The sequence below is a fragment of the Ruegeria sp. AN6 genome (assembly GCF_056540425.1).
The window spans coordinates 203120-221468 of sequence record NZ_JBQFWR010000005.1 but is presented as its reverse complement, the minus strand read 5'-3'; the positions used below and the strand labels follow the sequence as shown (position 1 = coordinate 221468).

At 55.0% G+C, this 18349-nt stretch carries 15 protein-coding genes; 8 read left to right on the top strand and 7 right to left on the bottom strand.

The window, feature by feature from the left end:
• Window positions 1–23: 23 nt before the first annotated feature.
• The 4 genes from hpaE to ACR0MQ_RS10860 all read right to left on the bottom strand — a co-directional run bounded on the left by hpaE (window position 24) and on the right by ACR0MQ_RS10860 (window position 3498).
• Window positions 24–1535 (bottom strand): 5-carboxymethyl-2-hydroxymuconate semialdehyde dehydrogenase, encoded by a 1512-nt coding sequence (gene hpaE / locus ACR0MQ_RS10875; protein ID WP_480608070.1) that lies wholly within the window; start codon window positions 1533–1535, stop codon window positions 24–26.
• Window positions 1536–1538: 3 nt separating this feature from the next.
• Window positions 1539–1937: a 5-carboxymethyl-2-hydroxymuconate isomerase gene (locus ACR0MQ_RS10870; protein WP_170475290.1), complete on the bottom strand. Its 399-nt coding sequence runs from the start codon at window positions 1935–1937 to the stop codon at window positions 1539–1541.
• Window positions 1938–2083: 146 nt separating this feature from the next.
• The gene (locus ACR0MQ_RS10865; protein ID WP_170543985.1) at window positions 2084–2797 is read right to left on the bottom strand and encodes an aspartate/glutamate racemase family protein; all 714 of its coding nucleotides are present in this window, start codon (window positions 2795–2797) and stop codon (window positions 2084–2086) included.
• Window positions 2794–3498 (bottom strand): GntR family transcriptional regulator, encoded by a 705-nt coding sequence (locus ACR0MQ_RS10860; RefSeq protein ID WP_170475285.1) that lies wholly within the window; start codon window positions 3496–3498, stop codon window positions 2794–2796. The genes ACR0MQ_RS10865 and ACR0MQ_RS10860 overlap by 4 nt, the downstream gene beginning before the upstream one ends.
• Window positions 3499–3601: 103 nt before the next feature.
• On the opposite strand from ACR0MQ_RS10860, the gene ACR0MQ_RS10855 reads away from it, so the two are divergent.
• Window positions 3602–5296, top strand: a complete 1695-nt coding sequence (locus ACR0MQ_RS10855; RefSeq protein ID WP_480608067.1) for a thiamine pyrophosphate-binding protein — start codon at window positions 3602–3604, stop codon at window positions 5294–5296.
• On the opposite strand, the gene ACR0MQ_RS10850 is transcribed toward ACR0MQ_RS10855, so the two are convergent.
• The gene (locus tag ACR0MQ_RS10850; protein ID WP_170774415.1) at window positions 5257–6177 is read right to left on the bottom strand and encodes a LysR family transcriptional regulator; all 921 of its coding nucleotides are present in this window, start codon (window positions 6175–6177) and stop codon (window positions 5257–5259) included. The genes ACR0MQ_RS10855 and ACR0MQ_RS10850 overlap by 40 nt on opposite strands.
• A gap of 97 nt (window positions 6178–6274) precedes the next feature.
• Here ACR0MQ_RS10850 and ACR0MQ_RS10845 point away from each other — a divergent pair, with 97 nt between their 5' ends.
• The 6 genes from ACR0MQ_RS10845 (at window position 6275) to ACR0MQ_RS10820 (ending at window position 12541) form a co-directional block, all read left to right on the top strand.
• Window positions 6275–7408, top strand: a complete 1134-nt coding sequence (locus ACR0MQ_RS10845; protein WP_170774413.1) for an enolase C-terminal domain-like protein — start codon at window positions 6275–6277, stop codon at window positions 7406–7408.
• Window positions 7405–8655: an NAD(P)/FAD-dependent oxidoreductase gene (locus ACR0MQ_RS10840; protein WP_480608063.1), complete on the top strand. Its 1251-nt coding sequence runs from the start codon at window positions 7405–7407 to the stop codon at window positions 8653–8655. The genes ACR0MQ_RS10845 and ACR0MQ_RS10840 overlap by 4 nt, the downstream gene beginning before the upstream one ends.
• A 52-nt stretch (window positions 8656–8707) precedes the next feature.
• Entirely contained in the window at window positions 8708–9682 is a 975-nt protein-coding gene (locus ACR0MQ_RS10835) for a TRAP transporter substrate-binding protein (protein ID WP_170543997.1), read from the top strand.
• A gap of 68 nt (window positions 9683–9750) precedes the next feature.
• Window positions 9751–10284, top strand: a complete 534-nt coding sequence (locus ACR0MQ_RS10830) for a TRAP transporter small permease (RefSeq protein WP_170406962.1) — start codon at window positions 9751–9753, stop codon at window positions 10282–10284.
• A gap of 4 nt (window positions 10285–10288) precedes the next feature.
• Complete coding sequence (locus tag ACR0MQ_RS10825; protein ID WP_170774409.1) at window positions 10289–11602, top strand: TRAP transporter large permease subunit; 1314 nt, start codon at window positions 10289–10291, stop codon at window positions 11600–11602.
• A 78-nt stretch (window positions 11603–11680) separates the two neighbouring features.
• Complete coding sequence (locus ACR0MQ_RS10820) at window positions 11681–12541, top strand: hypothetical protein (RefSeq protein WP_480608060.1); 861 nt, start codon at window positions 11681–11683, stop codon at window positions 12539–12541.
• Between the two features lie 609 nt (window positions 12542–13150).
• Here the strand turns inward: ACR0MQ_RS10820 and ACR0MQ_RS10815 are convergent.
• Both ACR0MQ_RS10815 and ACR0MQ_RS10810 read right to left on the bottom strand, forming a co-directional pair.
• A complete protein-coding gene (locus ACR0MQ_RS10815; protein ID WP_170774405.1) occupies window positions 13151–14473 on the bottom strand; it encodes a UDP-glucose dehydrogenase family protein in 1323 nt (440 codons plus the stop codon).
• Between the two features lie 348 nt (window positions 14474–14821).
• Window positions 14822–15703 carry a LysR substrate-binding domain-containing protein gene (locus tag ACR0MQ_RS10810; protein ID WP_170774403.1) on the bottom strand — a complete coding sequence of 294 codons (882 nt, stop codon included), beginning with the start codon at window positions 15701–15703 and terminating at the stop codon, window positions 14822–14824.
• A 189-nt stretch (window positions 15704–15892) separates the two neighbouring features.
• On the opposite strand from ACR0MQ_RS10810, the gene ACR0MQ_RS10805 reads away from it, so the two are divergent.
• Complete coding sequence (locus ACR0MQ_RS10805) at window positions 15893–18346, top strand: GcvT family protein (RefSeq protein WP_480608057.1); 2454 nt, start codon at window positions 15893–15895, stop codon at window positions 18344–18346.
• Window positions 18347–18349 lie beyond the last annotated feature (3 nt).

The window sequence follows — 18349 nt, the reverse complement described above, 5'->3', positions numbered from 1 at the left end:
AGTCTTTCGAGCGGGTTGGCCTATTATAGCTTACCCAATTGTATGATTTTGTGTTGCCCTGTGGCAAACCCGATATGCTTTTGTTCCATATAGAACTCAAAGCTCCAATCGCCGCCATCGCGACCTATGCCGGATGCCTTTACCCCGCCAAACGGTGTGGGTAGGTGTCGAACGTTCTCCGAGTTTACCCATATCATCCCAGCCTCGAGCTTGTCGGTAAAGCGCAGGGCGCGGGTCAGATCGTTGGTCCAGACATAGCCGGTCAGGCCATAGTCGGTGTCGTTCGCCATAGTCAGCGCCTCGTCCTCGGTCGAGAAGGGGATTGAGGTCAGAACGGGCCCAAATATTTCCTCGCGCGCAATCCGCATCTGGTTATTGGCGTTAGTGAACAGGGTGGGGCGGACAAAATAGCCTTCGTCGCCGACCTTTTCGCCACCTGCAGCGATTGTGGCACCGTCAGCCTTGGCGATGTCAAAGTAGCTGGTGACTTTGTTGTAGTGTTCTTCGGTTACAATCGGGCCAATCTCGTTTGCTGGGTCCAGCGGATGCCCGACCTTGATGTTGTTGACACGTTCAATTAAGCGGGCTTCGAATTCCTCTTTGATCGTATCTTGTACCAGCAAACGCGACGATGAAGTACAGCGCTCACCGTTGATCGAATAAATCATGAAGATTACCGCATCCAGCGCACGATCCAGATCGGCGTCATCAAACACGATCACTGGATTTTTTCCGCCTAGTTCAAGATGCATCCGCTTCAGTGTATCTGCCCCTTGCTTGGTGATGATACTTCCGGTGCGGCTTTCACCCACAAAAGCAATTGCTTTGATCGCAGGATGCTCAGTCAAACGTTTACCCACATCATGACCAAAACCGTTTACTGTGTTCAGAACACCTGGCGGAAGCCCGGCCTCTTCAGCAATTTCTACCAGCAGTCTCGCGGTTAGCGGGCTATCTTCGGCCGGTTTGTGAACCACGGTGCAGCCCGCAGCCAACGCAGGAGCAATCTTCCATGTGCTCAGCATGAACGGCGTGTTCCATGGCGTGATCACACCTACAGGGCCGATCGGTACGCGGGTGGTAACATTCATCAAGGTTGGTGATTTCAACTGCTGGCCATCGCGGGCCTGCACCACCTGATCAGCAAAATAGCGAAAGTTCTCGGCCCCGCGCAAAGCTGCCTTGGACATGAACCGCCATGTCTGTCCCGTGTCCCAGCATTCGCATAGGGCAATCTCTTCGGCGCGCGCCTCGATTGCGTCAGCAATGTTGATCAGAATTTTCTTTCGTTCCGTTGCGGGCATGTCCCGCCACGCTGGAAAAGCGTCCTTTGCGGCTTGGGCCGCCGCATCTACATCAGCCTCGGTGCTGCGGGCAACATCACAGATGGTGCTTTTGTCAACTGGTGTCGTGGATTGAAACACACCACCAGAGCCATCGTGGTCTTTCCCATTGATCCGGTTTCTGATTCCAGTTTCCTTGAAACGGGTCAGATAGCCAGCCAGTTTTTCGATATTGCTGTCCAGTGCGCTCATGTATCAGGTCTCCTGACGGGCCGCGCCCATATGGTCGCGGATCGTGCCGGTTTTTGGGGAAAGCTCAGGGTCTATGTCACGCATTTCCAGCGACAATGCGATTGAATGGCGGGCCATAGCCGGGGCCAGATAAGTATTGGCTGCCTCAAAGATGCGCCGGGTGGCGTCTTGTTTCACATCTTCACTGCGACCTGCGCGCAGGCGGATCGAGATATCGATAAACCCGTGGGCCGGGTTTCCATCGGCGATGGCATAGTGATCGACCCGCACCGCGCGAATGCGAATTCCGGGCGTTGGGAAGGTATCAATATCCGCGGCTGTTGCGCGGAGGCATTCGCACAGACCGCTCATGTCCACGATATTTTCGAGGTTTCCCGAGTAGTCGACGTGAAAATGCGGCATAGCCCCTCTCTCTGCGATTATTTGATAAACATGTTAAGTAATATGCCCGCTGAGGTCAAGCGCTTTCCTTAACATATTAACCGTAGGGAAGGTGATATGGGTTTCCTAAATGAAGTGTTTAGTGGCAGTTCCTATGTTCTGGGACTTTACAGGTACTCAGGCGGGGTTAGTCCGGCATGAAACCAGTTTATGAAAGACACGATGGAAAAGACGGGCAGGCCTGTCGCTTTTTGAATATCCGGCGCGTAGGGGCACATATTGGTGCATTCCAACACGATGGCGCCAAGGTCAGGGTTGTCGGACTGAAGGGCAAGCGCTGCTTTGACATTGTCGGTGCGGGCTTTGTCCACATCCAATGTCAGTTTGTTTTCAAGGATTGCCGAGGTAAATTCGATGCCTCCTTCGGTTGTGCCGATAGGTGTGCCCTCGGGAACACGAGCTTTTCTTAGGTGTTCTTTGCTCAGCGTCGATGCGGATATGGTCAGTACTCCGGCGTGTTTTCCGGCAGGCAAAACGCGATTGACCATCTCAACCTGCATCAAAGAGGAGGTTGCTACAGGGACAGATACCGCGTCGGCCAGTTCTTCCTGAAACAGCGAGAGAAAGCCGCAATTGGTGGTGATCCCGTCCACCCCATCTTTGACAAGGTCCCTTGCGGCGTCGATGAACGCGTCCAGCAGCCCTTCTGCCCGTTGCCGGACCACAAGATCAGGTGAAGCGTTGCGAACAATGCGATACAACACCGGGAACGACCATGTCTGCGCATTCCCCATATCGCCGGGAACCCGCGGAAACTGGGCGTCCAGCATGAGAATCCCGACGGATGCACCATAGATAGATTTGCCGCCCTTCGCGATCATGACTGCGCCTCCTGAATGATGCGGGTTGAGATATCTTTGGACCCTTCCATGTAGATACTGGATATCCCATGGCGCACCGCATCCTGCACCTGATCCATCCGCTTGTTGATGTGGGTGCCCAAAACCCGTGCAGCTTCATCGGCATCTCGGTCCATCAGTGCCTGCATGACACGTTTATGCTCGTCTTTCGATCGCTGAACCCGGTCAAGGCTCATGGAAATCCAGCGAATATAGCGAATGCGCTCGTTGATCCGTGTCAGCGTCTGCAGCAACTCTTTGTTTCCGGATAGTTTGGCTATTCCTAGATGGAATGCTTCGTCCCGGGTCACCGCTTCTTCGACCGTCAATCCGGTGATATCGATACCGGTTGCATACAGCTCATCATGGAGCGCCTGCAATTGTTCTGAAGAGGCTTTAGTACACGCCGCTCGAACTGCGGCGGTTTCGATGATTTGGCGCAACTCGAACAAGTCAAAAATGCTTTGGGCATCCAGAGGGCGGCAAAAGAAACCCTGTCCTGGGCGAAAGTCGAACAATCTCTCTGCGACCAACCGGTTCAAAGCCTCACGCAATGGGGTCCGGCTGACACCCAATTCTTTCGATAGTGCGACTTCGTTCAATCGATCGCCGGGACGCAGGCGGAATGAGACCGCCATCGCCTTCACCTGATCGTAGATGTCATCAACGCGTGGACCCGCCATAAGCATTTCTCCTTGATCTACAGGTGCCACACGCCGTTCTTGAAATCAATATACAAAACTGTATACAGTACTGTGTGCAGGAAGAATCGAAAGGGTATCTACCATGACGGGAACGAATTATCTGACCGGAGCCGAAGCAATGGTTCGTATGCTGGAAGCGCATGGTGTTAAGCACATGTTTGGCTTGTGTGGTGATACAACCCTGCCGTTCTATGACGCGCTGGCCCGCATGGATCATGGTATTCAGCACATTCTGACCCGGGACGAGCGTCATGCAGCCTATATGGCAGATGGTTACGCACGGGTGACTGGTAAGCCAGGTGTATGCGAAGGCCCTTCTGGGGGTGGGGCGACCTACATTCTACCCGGTGTGGTCGAGGCCAATGAAAGCTCGGTCCCTATATTGGCAATTACTTCAGATGTGGCAACGACCAGTCGGGGGAAGTATCCGCTCACCGAATTGGACCAGCCCGCGTTGTTCAAACCGCTGGCTAAGTGGAACGCATCACTGGATGATGCCACGCGACTGCCAGCCATGGTGCGTGCTGCTTTTCGAGCGATGACAACTGGAACTCCCGGGGCCACACATCTTGCTCTGCCCTTTGACACTCAGAAAGCGCCGGTCGATGAGGCCGAAATCTGGGCGGATGCCCGGCATCGCAGTTATCCAGCCGAGCGCGCAGGGCCTGATCCGGACGCGATCGAGGCGGCTGCAGAAATACTCGCGGAATCGAAATCCGCAGTGGCGGTCTGCGGGGGAGGACCTGTTTTGTCCGGAGCCACAGACGCCCTGCGCCGTGTCGCGGCGCTGTTGGATATGCCCGTTGCCACGACAGTATCCGGGCAGGGTTCCATCGCCGAAACAGATACTCTTGCCTTGGGTGTCGTCGGGTCGAATGGCGGGGTACCTGCCACCCGTGCAGTGGTGGACGCAGCCGATGTCGTTCTTCTCATCGGCTGTCGTGCAGGATCAGTTACGACTGAACGCTGGAGAAGCCCCGCGCGCAATGCCACTATCATTCATATCGACAGTGATCCGATGGTGATCGGGGCCAATTATCCGACCGAGGTTGCAATTTGTGCCGACGCCCGATTGGCACTTGAGGCTTTGGCCCAAGCGCTGGAAGAACGGAGTGATCTGCCAAAGCTTGGTGGTGCTGCCAAAGCCAGCGCCGCATGGGCGGCCAAGATGGCGGCCTTCAACTCACTCGCTGCTAGCCACAAAACACCGATCCGTCCCGAAGCGGTTATGGCTTCGCTGATGGATATTTTGGATGACGATGCGATTGTGGTCGCTGATCCAGGCACGCCATGTCCTTATTTCAGTGCACATTACCGCTGGCGGAAACCCGGTCGGCATTTCATTACCAATCGGGCCCATGGGGCGCTGGGGTATTCTTTGGGTGCTGCTATGGGCGCACATATCGGGCGGCCTTCGGTCAAAACGCTCTCCGTGATGGGGGACGGCTCTTTTGGATTTACCTGTGGTGAGTTCGAAACCATGGTGCGGCACAACATGCCGATCACATCGATCGTGTTCTCGAATTCAGTCTTTGGCTGGATCAAAGCGGGACAGAACGCGGGGTTTGGCCAGCGCTACTACAACGTCGATTTCAACCGCACCGACCACGCCGCCGTCGCAAGCGCCTTCGGTGTGAAATCCTGGACAGTCAAAGACCCTGAGGATCTACCGAAAGTTCTGAAACAGGCGATTGAGCATGATGGACCGACACTGGTCGACATCCATTCCCAACAGCTTCACGAAGCGGCAGCACCCGTCTCAGAGTGGGTCGCGTAGGAGGCGATCGAAGGGGTTAGTTGGGCCATAAAATCCTGAGCAATCGTTGAAAGAGGGCGTCCTTTGGCGGTGATGATTGCCAGATCCAGCATCACGGCGGGTCGGAAAGGGCGGGTTTGATACCCGCTCTCGCCATCAAAAGTAACGGTAAAGGGGTCGATCATCGCAACCCCCATACCTTGCTTAACGAAGCTCAGCAGATTTTCGGACAGATGGGTGTGGATCTGAGTCCGCCAGGTGCGCCCCGCGGATTGGAAGATGTCCCTGGTCCGCCTGTGTGTTTGATGTTCAGGACCCATCACGATGAACGGTTCGTTTTCGAGTATCTCGGGTGTGAGCACATCATGGGCAGCCAATGGGCTTCCTTCTGGGAAGGTTGCCAGTGTTTCAAACTGAAAGACTTGGTAGTTTAGCGTGTCATGCAGAATGGGCATCTCGACAATGCCGATCTCAAACAAGCCAGAGATTACCCACTCTTGAATCTTCGAGGAATATTGCGATTGAAAACTTACCGATAGGTTCGGGCGGCTTTTGGCGAAGCGAGCAATCTCACGCGGCATGAAGCCGAAGGATAAAAGATGTGGTGCGGCGATCTGCAATTGGCCGGGGTGCTTGTTCTGCAGATCCGTGACGGCCTGCGCCACGTGGTCCAGGCCTCGAACAACCGTGTCAACCTCGCGATACAGCAATTCAGCTTCTGGCGTAGGCAGAAGGCGCCCTTTGTTACGCTCAAATAGAGGTAGCCGCGCTTCTCGTTCGAGTTGGGCCAGAAGGTTACTGATACCCGGCTGTGAAATTCCAAGCACCGAAGCCGCGCCTGTCACGGTTCCGGTCTCCATTATTGCATGAAAGGCTTGCAGCTGACGAAAACGCAGGGACATGTTTTACAGTATCATTTTTTCTTATGATCTCTAGATAATATAGTATTTGAAATGATAGCTCGGTCAAGGCAGGCTCTCGCCATAGGCTGGGGGCGCAATGGGCAATCTGTCACAGAAAATCATAGGCTATGATCTTTGGCACCTTGAGTTGCCGGTTACCTCGCGCCGAGATCACGGTATTGGGTCCGTTGAAGGCGTCTGCGAAGTCGTTGTTCTGCGTCTCAAGTCCGAAGACGGCAACGAAGGGTTTGGTGAAGCGTCCCCTTGGTCCGTTTTCACAGGCACCCCCGAAGCCACCTACGCAGCCCTGGATCGTTATCTGCGCCCACTCGTGGTCGGAGAGGTGGTCGCTAATCGGTCAGCGATCATGGCGCGGGCGGCTTACGCGGTCGCACATTGCACCGAAGCGAAGGCCGCATTGGAGACTGCGTTGCTTGATCTTGCAGGCAGGATCAGCGGAGTTCCGGTTTGGTCCCTTCTGGGTGGGCGGTGTCGTGAGACCATCCCGCTCAGTTGCTCTATCGCGAATCCAGATTTTGTGCAGGATATTGACCTCTTGGCTCGGTTGCAGGCGGATGGTGTTCGCCTTGTGAAGCTCAAAACCGGGTTCAAGGATCACGCCTTTGATATCATGCGACTAGAGTATCTCGCTCAGAATTATCCGGAGCTTTCGGTTCGAGTGGATTATAATCAGGGGCTCAGTATTGAGGATGCTCCCGCTCAGGTACGTGATGTTGCGCAATTCGCTCCGGATTTCATCGAGCAACCCGTCCGGGCCCACCATTTCGGTATGATGGGCAAGCTACGACAAATGATCGACGTACCGCTGCTGGCCGATGAGAGTGTCTTTGGCCCTGAAGATATGGAACGTGCCGCGCGCGAGGGCATTTGTGATGGGGTATCTGTGAAAATCATGAAATCCGGTGGTCTGACCCGGGGGCAGTCTGTGGCCCGCGTTGCTGCAGCACATGGTCTGACAGCCTATGGCGGCGATATGTTCGAGGCTGGACTGGCACATCTGGCAGGAACGCACATGATTGCGGCAACCCCTGAGATCACGTTGGGCTGCGAGTTCTACCAAGCTTCCTATTTCCTGAAAGAAGACATTCTGGAAAGCCCCTTCCAAGTCAGCGGCGGCGAGGTGGTCGTCCCTGACGCTCCTGGTCTCGGCAATAGGCCAGATATAGCCAAACTTGACCATTTTGCAGTGGCAAAGGCGGTGGCGGCGTGAGCGAGAAGAAGACCATAGCGATCATCGGTGCCGGGATCGTCGGCGTGTCTGCAGCGGTATGGCTGCAGAGGGAAGGGCATAAGGTAATCCTGATCGACAAGGCGGGACCGGGGGAGGGGACCTCCCACGGCAATGGGGGCGTGCTGGCGTCCTGCTCGATTGTGCCAGTGACTGTTCCGGGGCTTCTCAGAAAAGCGCCCAAAATGCTGCTCAGCCCGTCGCAGCCATTGTTTTTGAAATGGGGGTACCTGCCAAAGCTGGTCCCTTGGATGACCCGCTATCTGAGTCATGCGAATGCATCAGATGTGGAACACATCGCTGCAGCTCTGACACCAATTGTTGGCGATAGCCTGAACGACCATAAAGCGCTGGCCGAGGGCACTGGCGCTGAAAAGTGGATCGTGCCATCCGACTACCTGTTCCTCTACAAAGACCGGACGCATTACAAGGAAGACGCATTTGGGTGGGACATTCGTCGTCGGAACGGTTTCATATGGGACGAGTTGGAAGGCCCAGCCTTCCACGCCTATGACCCGGTCTATAGTGAAGACATCGGTTTTGCTGCGAAGCTCTCGGACCACGGCCATATCACTGACCCGGGTCGCTATGTCAAAGATCTGGCGGCGTATGTGGAAGCAAATGGAGGGACGATCCTTCGTGCCGCGGTTGATGATGTGGTTCAGGAAAATGGAAAGGTAACCGGCGTTCGTACGGGTGGGGAAACCATCCCGTGCGACACTGCGATCGTAACCGCAGGCGTTTGGTCAGGACCTCTAGCCAAGCGTCTGGGCATTTCTGTTCCCCTTGAGAGCGAACGCGGCTATCATCTTGAATTGGTGGAGCCTTCTGCCATGCCGCGCAGTCCGGTCATGGTGGTTTCTGGCAAATTTGTTGCCACACCGATGGATGGCCGCATTCGTTTGGCTGGCATTGTGGAGTTTGGCGGGCTTGATGCGCCACCCTCGCGCGCGCCGTTTGAATTGATGCGCAAGAATGCCCGGATGGCCTTTCCGGGTTTGACATGGAAGGAGGAAGTGGAATGGATGGGGCACCGCCCAGCACCAACTGACTCGATCCCAATTATTGGTGAGGCTCCGGGGATCAGCGGTGCGTATATGGGCTTTGGGCACCATCACATAGGCCTGACAGGCGGGCCGAAAACGGGGCGACTTTTGGCCCAGATGATTGCGGGCAGAACCCCGAACACAGACATGAGCGTCTATGCACCCTCGCGTTTCGCAATATAGAAATGACTGGCGAAGAACGCCGGCGCGTCAAAACTTAACAGGGAGAAACATGATGAAAAAACTGACAAGCCTTCTGGCGGCAACCGCTCTGACAGCTGCCGCAGCCGCACCTGCAATGGCCGAGAAATGGGATATGCCGATGGCCTATTCGGCATCAAACTTCCACTCGGCCACGGGCGCGGAGTTTGCCAAATGCGTCACCACCGGCACAGGTGGCGAGATTGAGATTGTCACGCACCCTTCTGGCTCGCTGTTTAAAGGTGCCGACATCAAGCGTGCGATCCAGACCGGGCAAGCCCCAATTGGTGAGCGTCTGCTGTCTGGTCACCAGAACGAAAACGCGCTGTTTGGCTTTGACTCGATCCCGTTCCTGGCAACGTCATTTGATGACAGCGCCAAGCTTTGGGACGCTGCTAAACCTTCGATTGAAAAGCTGCTGGCCGAGCAGAACCTGACCCTGCTTTATGCCGTGCCATGGCCACCGCAAGGTCTGTACTTCAAGAACGAAGTGAACTCGGTTGCGGATATGGAAGGGATCAAGTTCCGGTCCTACAACAATGCCACTTCGCGGCTGGCCGAGTTGACCGGGATGCTGCCAGTCACTATCGAGGCGGCTGAGATCAGCCAGGCCTTTGCAACCGGTGTGGCGGATTCCATGGTGTCGTCCGGCTCAACTGGATATGACCGCAAGGTCTGGGAAAGCCTGAACTACTTCTATGAGGTGGATGCCTGGCTGCCGCGCAACTATGTGATGGTCAACTCAGAGGTGTGGTCTGGTGTTTCGGACGCCAATAAGAATGTGATCAAAGGCTGTGCGGAACTGGCCGAGTATGCCGGTAACTGGCGCGCCAAGGAATATACCGGCTTTACGCTTCAGGGTCTGCGCGATGGCGGTATGACCGTTGGTCCTGCGTCCGAGCAGATGACAAATGAGCTGAAAGAAATCGGCGTCACCATGACGAACGAGTGGCTTGAGGCCGCTGGTGACGAAGGCAAAGCCATCGTCGACGCGTTCAACTCTCAGTAACCACTCCAATGCGGGCGGCGGTCCAACCTGCCGCCTGCTCCCAATCTACAAAACACAGCGGGGACAGCATGGCGGCAATGCGAGGGCTCAGGTCCGTACTGGATTTCATCTATCTGGCAGCAGGGGTTCTGGCGGCGCTCAGCCTGATTGCCATTCTGGTGTTGATTGTGGTGCAAATGCTGGCCCGTTGGACCGGCGAAGTTTTTCCCGGCGCGCCGGATTATGCAGGATACGCGATGGCTGCTGCGTCGTTTCTGGCCTTCGCCAACGCCCTAAACCGGGGCAGCCATATTCGGGTTTCCATCCTTTTGAATGCGGTTCCCGATGGCTTTCGCAGAATTCTCGAAATCTGGTGCTTTGCCATCGGCTCTGCCGTCATGTGGTATTTCTGCTGGTACGCCTATCGATTTGTTTACTGGAGTTGGAAGTTCAACGACATAAGCCAGGGGCAGGACAAAACCGCCCTTTGGATACCTCAATCAACCATGCTGATCGGAGCCGTCATTCTCGCCATCGCGCTCACCGATCACCTGTTCCACGTCCTGTTCAAGGGTGATCACCGCATCACCCGTGATCTGGCCGATCAGAGCCACGGAGAGTAAGAGCATGGAGAATATATCCGTCATTATCCTCTTCCTCTTTGTCCTCTTCACCTTGCTGGGCACCGGTGTTTGGGTCGGTCTGGCCCTTATGGGCGTAGCATGGGTCGGGATGGAACTATTCACAACACGCCCTGTGGGCGATGTGATGATCACGACTATCTGGTCGGCGTCGTCATCCTGGACGCTGACCGCCTTGCCGATGTTCATCTGGATGGGCGAAATCCTCTACCGCACGCGACTATCCGAAGACATGTTCAAAGGGCTCTCACCGTGGATGGCACCATTGCCTGGCGGGTTAGTGCATACGAATATCGTAGGCTGTACTGTGTTTGCTGCGGTCTCGGGGTCTTCTGCGGCCACGCTGACTACGGTTGGCAAGATGTCAATCCCGGAACTGCGAAAGCGCAACTACCCCGAACGCATGGTCATCGGCACACTAACCGGAGCGGCAACGCTTGGGCTAATGATCCCACCGTCGCTGACGTTGATCGTCTATGGGGTGACAATCAATGAATCGATTACCAAGCTGTTCTTTGCGGGTATTCTGCCTGGCCTTGTGCTGGCTGCGATGTTCATGGGCTACGTCGCCATCTATTCCAAAGTTGGCAAAGACTGGAACCCCAACGACGAGGGCAAGTTGACCTTTTCTGAAAAGGTCAAGAACTCTCGTTTCCTATTACCGGTGATCTTGCTGATTATGGTGGTAATCGGGTCCATGTATCTGGGATATGCCACCGCGACAGAGGCGGCCGCATTTGGCGTGATCGGAGGTCTGTTGTTGGCCGCAGGGCAGGGGTCTCTGAATTGGAAGACCTTCGCTGAAAGCCTGATGGGCGCGACCCGCACCAGCGCAATGATTGCCCTGATCCTTGCGGGCGCTGCATTCCTGTCTCTGTCGATGGGCTTTACCGGCCTACCGCGTGGGCTGGCGGACCTAATCGCGGGGTGGGAGTTGACACGGTTCGAACTGCTGATGGTCCTGCTGGTATTCTATGTCATTTTGGGTTGTTTTCTCGATGGGATTTCTTCGGTCGTGCTGACCATGGCCGTTGTCGAACCGATGATCCGTGACGCCGGGATTGATCTCATCTGGTTCGGGATTTTCATCGTGGTCGTCGTCGAGATGGCGCAGATCACACCGCCCATCGGGTTCAACCTGTTTGTGATGCAAGGGATGACCAACCACGAGATGAGCTATATCGCGCGTGCTGCTATCCCTATGTTCCTGATCATGGTGCTCATGGTTTTTGTTCTGATCTGGTTCCCTGAACTGGCCACCTGGTTGCCTGAAAACCTGCGCCAAAGTCCGGGCGGGTAGAACGCCTTGAACCCGCTTCACCTCGCGGCACGTCACGGCCCATATGTCTTGGTGTCGGGGCTTGTCGCAGGTCTTTTGGTGCCGGGGCTGGCCGAACCAATGCGGCCGTTCCTTCCACCCTTGGTCATGGTGTTGCTTTTTCTAACGCTGCTGCGGATGAAACCAGGTGCCATTTTGGGTTCGCTGGTTGATCTGAAGCAGGTTGCCGTAACAATCGTTGCCTTTCAGCTGGCCATGCCTCTGTTGGTGGCGGGAGTAGGTATTGTTGGTGGCTGGACTGATACTCCGGTCTTTCTGTCGTTGCTAATCATGGCAGCGGCTCCATCTATTTCGGGCAGCCCCAATATGTGCCTGATGATGGGATATCCCGCAGAATACGCGATGCGGCTGGTCGTGGCGGGGACTGCTGTGCTGCCAATTACCGCCTTACCAATTTTTTGGCTGATGCCTGAATTGGGTGATATGCAGGCTGTGTTAATGACCACCCTTCGTTTGTTTCTTACCATCGTGGTCGCTATCCTCTCTGCCATTGTGTTGCGGAGGACGGTTCTTCGCGAGCCTTCAAACGCCACGCTTCTGAATATGGAAGGCGCGGCAACGATCACGCTTGCCGTATTTGTGGTCGGCCTGATGCCATCATTGAGTGCGGTGGCCATAGTTAACCCAGGTGTGGCGATATTTTGGATTGTGTTTGCTTGTGCTATCAATTTTGGTGCTCAAGTGGTCTCGTTCCGATTGACGCGCACTAGTCTCCCTCCTGCAAAGGCAACAGCGGTTTCCTTGATAGCTGGAAACCGAAACATTGCTATCTTCTTCGTCGCGCTTCCCCCCGAAGTGACTGTGCCCATCATGGTATTTATCGGCGCTTATCAGATCCCGATGTATCTTACGCCGCTGATCATGGGTCGGTTGTATCGGCAGGCAGATTCAGTGGCTTGACTTTCTAAGTTACGGATGCGGCCAGCAAACTCGTCAGAACGCTTATTCAACAATCAAATAAACGAATGTCTAATTCCAACTAAGAAATGTCGCCCATATAGCGACCAGATTTCAACGCATGCCTGATGTGCGCGGTACTTCGAGTGAAGAAGCAAATCGGAAATTTAAGTCGGACAATTTTGGAGCCGATTATTAGGGGTTGTTGCTGGCTTGATCGTTGGACCAATCGATGCGTTCGTGATTTTCTGACAGCCCGTTTAGATAGATCACTGCGCTGCTGACACCGACCTGGTGGATTGGCCCTGAATAACCCAGCTTTCAACAAACTTGAATGGCCTCCAATTGAGCCAGGTGGATTTCAAATATCCTCTTTTGTGCCGATGCTCATCGCTCTGATTTCTTAGGCAGGCTCTCTGGGGAATGGCTCTGTGACCTCAGGCGGCCATTGCAACGGGCTTTCCGTTCGCGATTGTTCTGGCGCTGACTTGCGTGTCGATCTTCATCGGCCTGGCGAATAAACGACGCCGTCGCTAGGGTGTTATAAAAAATTGCCCGGCTAAATGCCGGGCAATTTTCATTGTTAGGTATAAAATTACATCTCGTGGCTGGTCACATCTGTGTGTGATCGCCAACTCCGACGCCGACATAGGTCTCAAACCCTGAGCCTAACACCAACGCGGAAGAGTAGATGTTGCGCAGATCAACCATGCGGGCCGATTTCATAGTTTCTGCCAGGTCATTCAGATTCAAGGCACGGAATTCGTTCCACTCTGTCAGCAAAACAACAACATCAGCTTCTGCGGCCGCAGCATAAGGATCATCCAACCATTCGACACCCGGCAGCAGCGCCTCGCCTTCGGCACGACCTTGCGGATCAACCACGCGCACACGGGCACCGCCACCAATTAGGGCCGGAACGATCGTCAGAGACGGTGCATCGCGCATGTCGTCAGTGTTGGGTTTGAAGGTCACACCCAGCACCGCAACCGTTTTGCCGTTGAAGTTGTCGTCGCAGGCTTCCCGGATCTTTTCGATCATCCGCTTCTTGACCTCGTCATTGACGCGGATGACGGTTTCGGTGATCTGCATTGGATGCGCGTGATCCTGCCCGATCCGTGCAAGTGCAGCGGTATCTTTCGGGAAACAAGAGCCACCATAGCCGGGTCCGGCGTGCAGGAATTTGTTGCCAATCCGTCCATCAAGACCGATGCCACGTGCGACCTCCTTAACATCGCCACCGGCACGTTCACACAGCCCCGCAATTTCGTTGATGAAGGTGATTTTTGTCGCCAGAAATGCGTTTGCGGCGTATTTGATCATCTCGGCACTTTCCAGATCGGTGGTCAGGATCGGGAAATCCCGCAGATAGAGTGGGCGATATATTTCCGCCATAACCTCTGCCGCGCGTTCGCTTTCGACGCCTACAACAACACGGTCAGGGCGCATAAAATCATCGATTGCTGCACCTTCGCGCAAGAATTCTGGGTTCGAAGCTACATCGAAACTCGCCTTGGGATTGGCAGCTGATACGACTGCATGAACCTTGCGATTGGTACCAACCGGGACGGTCGATTTGGTGACTACGACCGTATATTCAGTTATAGCTTGCGCGATCTCTTCGGCGGCAGCCATCACATAAGTCAGGTCAGCATGTCCATCGCCGCGTCGAGTTGGCGTTCCGACTGCGATGAACACAGCGTCTGCTCCATCGACCGCTGACGCTAAGTCAGTGGTGAATGTCAGACGACCCGCAGCCACATTCTTGGCCATAAGTACATCGAGGCCTGGTTCATAAATCGGCACCTCACCGGCCTGAAGCATTTCGATCTTGCGCTCAGATTTATCGACGCAAACAACGTCGTGCCCGAAATCTGAAAAGCAAACTCCGGACACCAGGCCGACATATCCGGTACCAATCATAGCAATACGCATTAATCAAATTCCTTCTTTTTCCCGCCAGCGGTGCGCTTCCGGTTGGAACCACACACTTAACCATTGCTCAGCGTATAGGCGCAGTACCGATATTGGTGTCCGGAACATTTCACCGGGATGCAACTCTTTGCGACGGAATATGCCTTTTAGGGGGGAATGTTCAAGTGAGTTTGTTTACTCTGACGGTCGCGCCTAAACCATTGAATAAGAGCATTGGTTGTTTGTCCGGTGAAGAATGACCGATAAGTGACAATAGGGTTTTTGCTGCTGCCAATATAAGGTTAGGGTGACCGACAACGATACGTGATAGCTCAAAACAATCAGGGCATCGCTCGGATCGCGGTGTTCTTAAATCGCCTCACCCAACCATTTGAATACGAGCTTTGCGCGGTCGGATGAGGTGTTGTGCAGTTTAACGTAAAAATCCAGTTGTGATGAAATGGTCTGCGGCAACATCTTAACGAGTTTGCCGGATGCGATTAGCTCCGAGGTCAAGCCCTCCCATCCCAAAACCGCCCCCATATCATCTTGAGCGGCCTGAAGCGCAATCGTGTAATTGTTGACGCGATGGGCGGAGTTCAAAGGGCCCTCATACCCCAGTTTTTGTGTCCACGCGCGCCAGTCAGTCCATCCGGTATCCGGGGCATCGAGATGAATGAGTGGAAGCCCCGCGATTTCGTCGACCCGCTCAATCGGGTTTTGTTCTGCAAACCGGGGGCTGCACAAGGCCATGATGTTGTCATGAAACAGAGTCTTGAAAATACCTGTTTCACGGCTGGAATCTCCGTAATGGATGCTCAAATCACACTTCGAAGAGTCGACGCCCAGATCTGTTACAACCTGTGTAACGGAAACATGTCCGTGTTGTTTCCAGAATTGGGCAAGGCGTGGCGTGAGCCAGAGTGAGCTTACCGCAGTTGTCGAGCGGATCGTCACTCCTTTTTTGTCGTATTGGCGCCGCAATTGCCCAAGGGCCTCGCTGATCCCTTCTAGGCTGCGTTGCAGTGAGACAAGTAGGTATGCCCCACTTTCAGTCAGTTCAACACCGCGATGATGGCGCACAAACAACCCGCATTGCAGTTCGTTCTCGAGCGCTTTGACCTGATGGCTGATCGCGGCCGGGGTGACGTTGAGTTCTTCAGCCGCCGTCTTGAAGCTGACATGCCGGGCGGCTGCTTCGAAGCTGATCAGCGAACTAAGAGGTGGTAGATCGTAGGGACGGTTGGGCAAGATGTTTTGACCTGTGATGGATCTATTGCCTGATAAATTAAAGGAGATCGTCTGGCTATAGGCTTATTTCATCTAACTCAGAGTGAATCTTTTTGCAATTGTCGGCCAACGGTTCCCGATGAAAATGCTCCCCAACCGGTTTGCAATGCGATCCCTTGTTGGTCGTGCACAGTTTGAAGGAGTTGCGGAATGCAGTCACATGCAAAAGTCGTGGTTGTCGGAGGAGGTTGCGTAGGGGCGTCGATCCTTTACGGGCTGACAGAACATGGCTGCACAGATGCGGTCATGCTGGAACGTACAACACTAACCTCCGGCTCGACTTGGCATGCAGCGGGTCTGTTGGTGACCTTCGTGCGGTCGCATAATGTGTCGAAGATGACGATGGAAACCATCCGCATCTATACTGAGGTTGAAGAAAAGATGGGCAGCTCGGTCGGGTTGCGGAAGGTTGGTCAACTGCGGGTCGCCAATACTGAAAAGCGCTGGGACGAGTTCCAGTCTTATATCTCGATTGCCGAGGCGGCTGGCGTACCTTGCAAGCTACTGACCCCTGAAGAGATTACCGAAGTCCATCCGTTGCTAAACCAGAGCCCGGACATTCGGGGTGGTATCCTGCACACCGAAGACGGGTACGTGAATCCGGCCGATATCACCATGGCTCTGGCCAAGCTGGCACGCGATGCTGGTGCCAAGGTTTACCAGAACACCGAGGCTCAGGCCTATGAAAAGCTGGATAACGGCCATTGGAAAGTGACCACCAACCAGGGTGAGATCACATGTGAGCATCTGATCTTCGCGACTGGCAACTATGCCCGCGAAAACGCACGCCGCGTGGGGTTGGATCTGCCCTGTATTCCGATCGTTCACCAGTATTGGACCACCGAGACCGTACCGCTGCTGAAAGAGCGCCGGGCGGAGGGCCTGCCAGAATTCCCGATCCTGCGGGATGAAGATTACGGCGCTTATCTGCGCGAAGATGTGGGCGGCATCCAGTTCGGGCCCTATGAATTCACCAAAGACCTCAAGCTATTTGCCGAAGACCGCGTGCCACCGGAATTTGGTGCTGATCTACTGCCCGAGGATTTCGACGCCGTGGAAACTCAGTGGGAACGCGCGATTGAAAGGGTGCCCACATTGGGCGAGGTCGGGATCAAAGCCAACACCCGCGGTCCATTTCAGATGACACCGGACGAGCTGCCTTTGGCCGGTCCGGCGCCGGGACATGAAAACCTCTGGCTGGCCGAAGGCATGCCCGGTGGCATTCTGTGGGGCGGGACGGTTGGCAACCGTCTGGCCAAGTGGATCGTCGATGGCGATCCGGGCATGGATATGTCGGAACTCGATCCGCGCAGGTTCTCAGATTATGCCTCCAAGCGCTGGACCATGGATAAGGTGCGCGAGACATGGGGCACCCATATGGATGCGCATGTGCCGGGCGAGGACTTCCCCGATGCGCGTCCTATGAAGACCGTCGGGTCATATGATCTGCTGACCGCACAAGGAGCAGTCTGGACCAGCTTCAATGGCTACGAATTCCCGCGCTGGTTCGCCAAATCACCCGAAGAAGCGATCCCCGAACACAGCTTCCGTCGCACCAATCATATGGAGCGGGTTCAGGAAGAGGTGCGAACTACACGTGAAGAAGCTGGTTTCATCGAAATGTCTCCGATGACCAAATTCACCGTTCGCGGACCGGGGGCTGCACAGTGGTTAGACAGCATCATGGCCAACAAACTGCCAAAAGTGGGCCGCATGACGCTGTCGCTGATGCTGAACGACAAGGGCGGCATGGATGCGGAATACACCATCGTGCGCTATGCCGACGACGATTTCTACCTGATCTCAACACCGAACTGGCGGGCCTATAACTGGGACCAACTACAGCGCGCGCTGCCGCGCGACGGGTCTGTCGTGGTCGAGGATATCTCAGAGCAGCTGGGCGTGATCGCGCTAGCCGGGCCCAAGGCACGCGAAATCTTACAGCCGCTGACGGACAATGATCTGTCAAATGAAGCCTTCCCGTGGCTCTCGGCGCAGATGGGTGAGGTGGGCTATGCCAAAGGTGTGCACCTGCTGCGTGTCTCGTATACCGGAGAGCTTGGATGGGAACTGCATCACCCGGTTGGGTATAATCGCCACCTCGTTGATCTGCTGCTGAAGACCGGCGTGAAACCCTTCGGTCTTGAGGCGCTGGAATCGATGCGACTTGAGAAATCCTATCGCGCCATCAATCGCGAGATTTGCAAGGACCTGACACCCTATGAGGCCGATCTGCGCCGTTTCGTGGCGATGACAGAAAAGATCGGCGGGCAGGTGGCCGAACGTGACTTCATCGGCAAAGCCGCGCTGCAGAAGCAGCAGGCCGATGGCGGATACAACACGCTGGTCACACTGAAGCTGCCGTTCTGCGATACCTCGGTGATGTTCGACGAAGGCGTCTATGCCGATGGTAAGTTGATCGGGCGGGTCACCTCGGGCGGGTTCTCGTATTACTGCAACCACGACATTGCGATGGCACTGGTGCCACAGGACATGACGGCACCCGGCACCAAAATGCAGGTGCTTATCCACAATGAAATGCGCGAGGCCGAAGTGATCGATACCTGCGCCGTTGATCCCACCAGCGCCCGCGCGCGCGCCTGATCC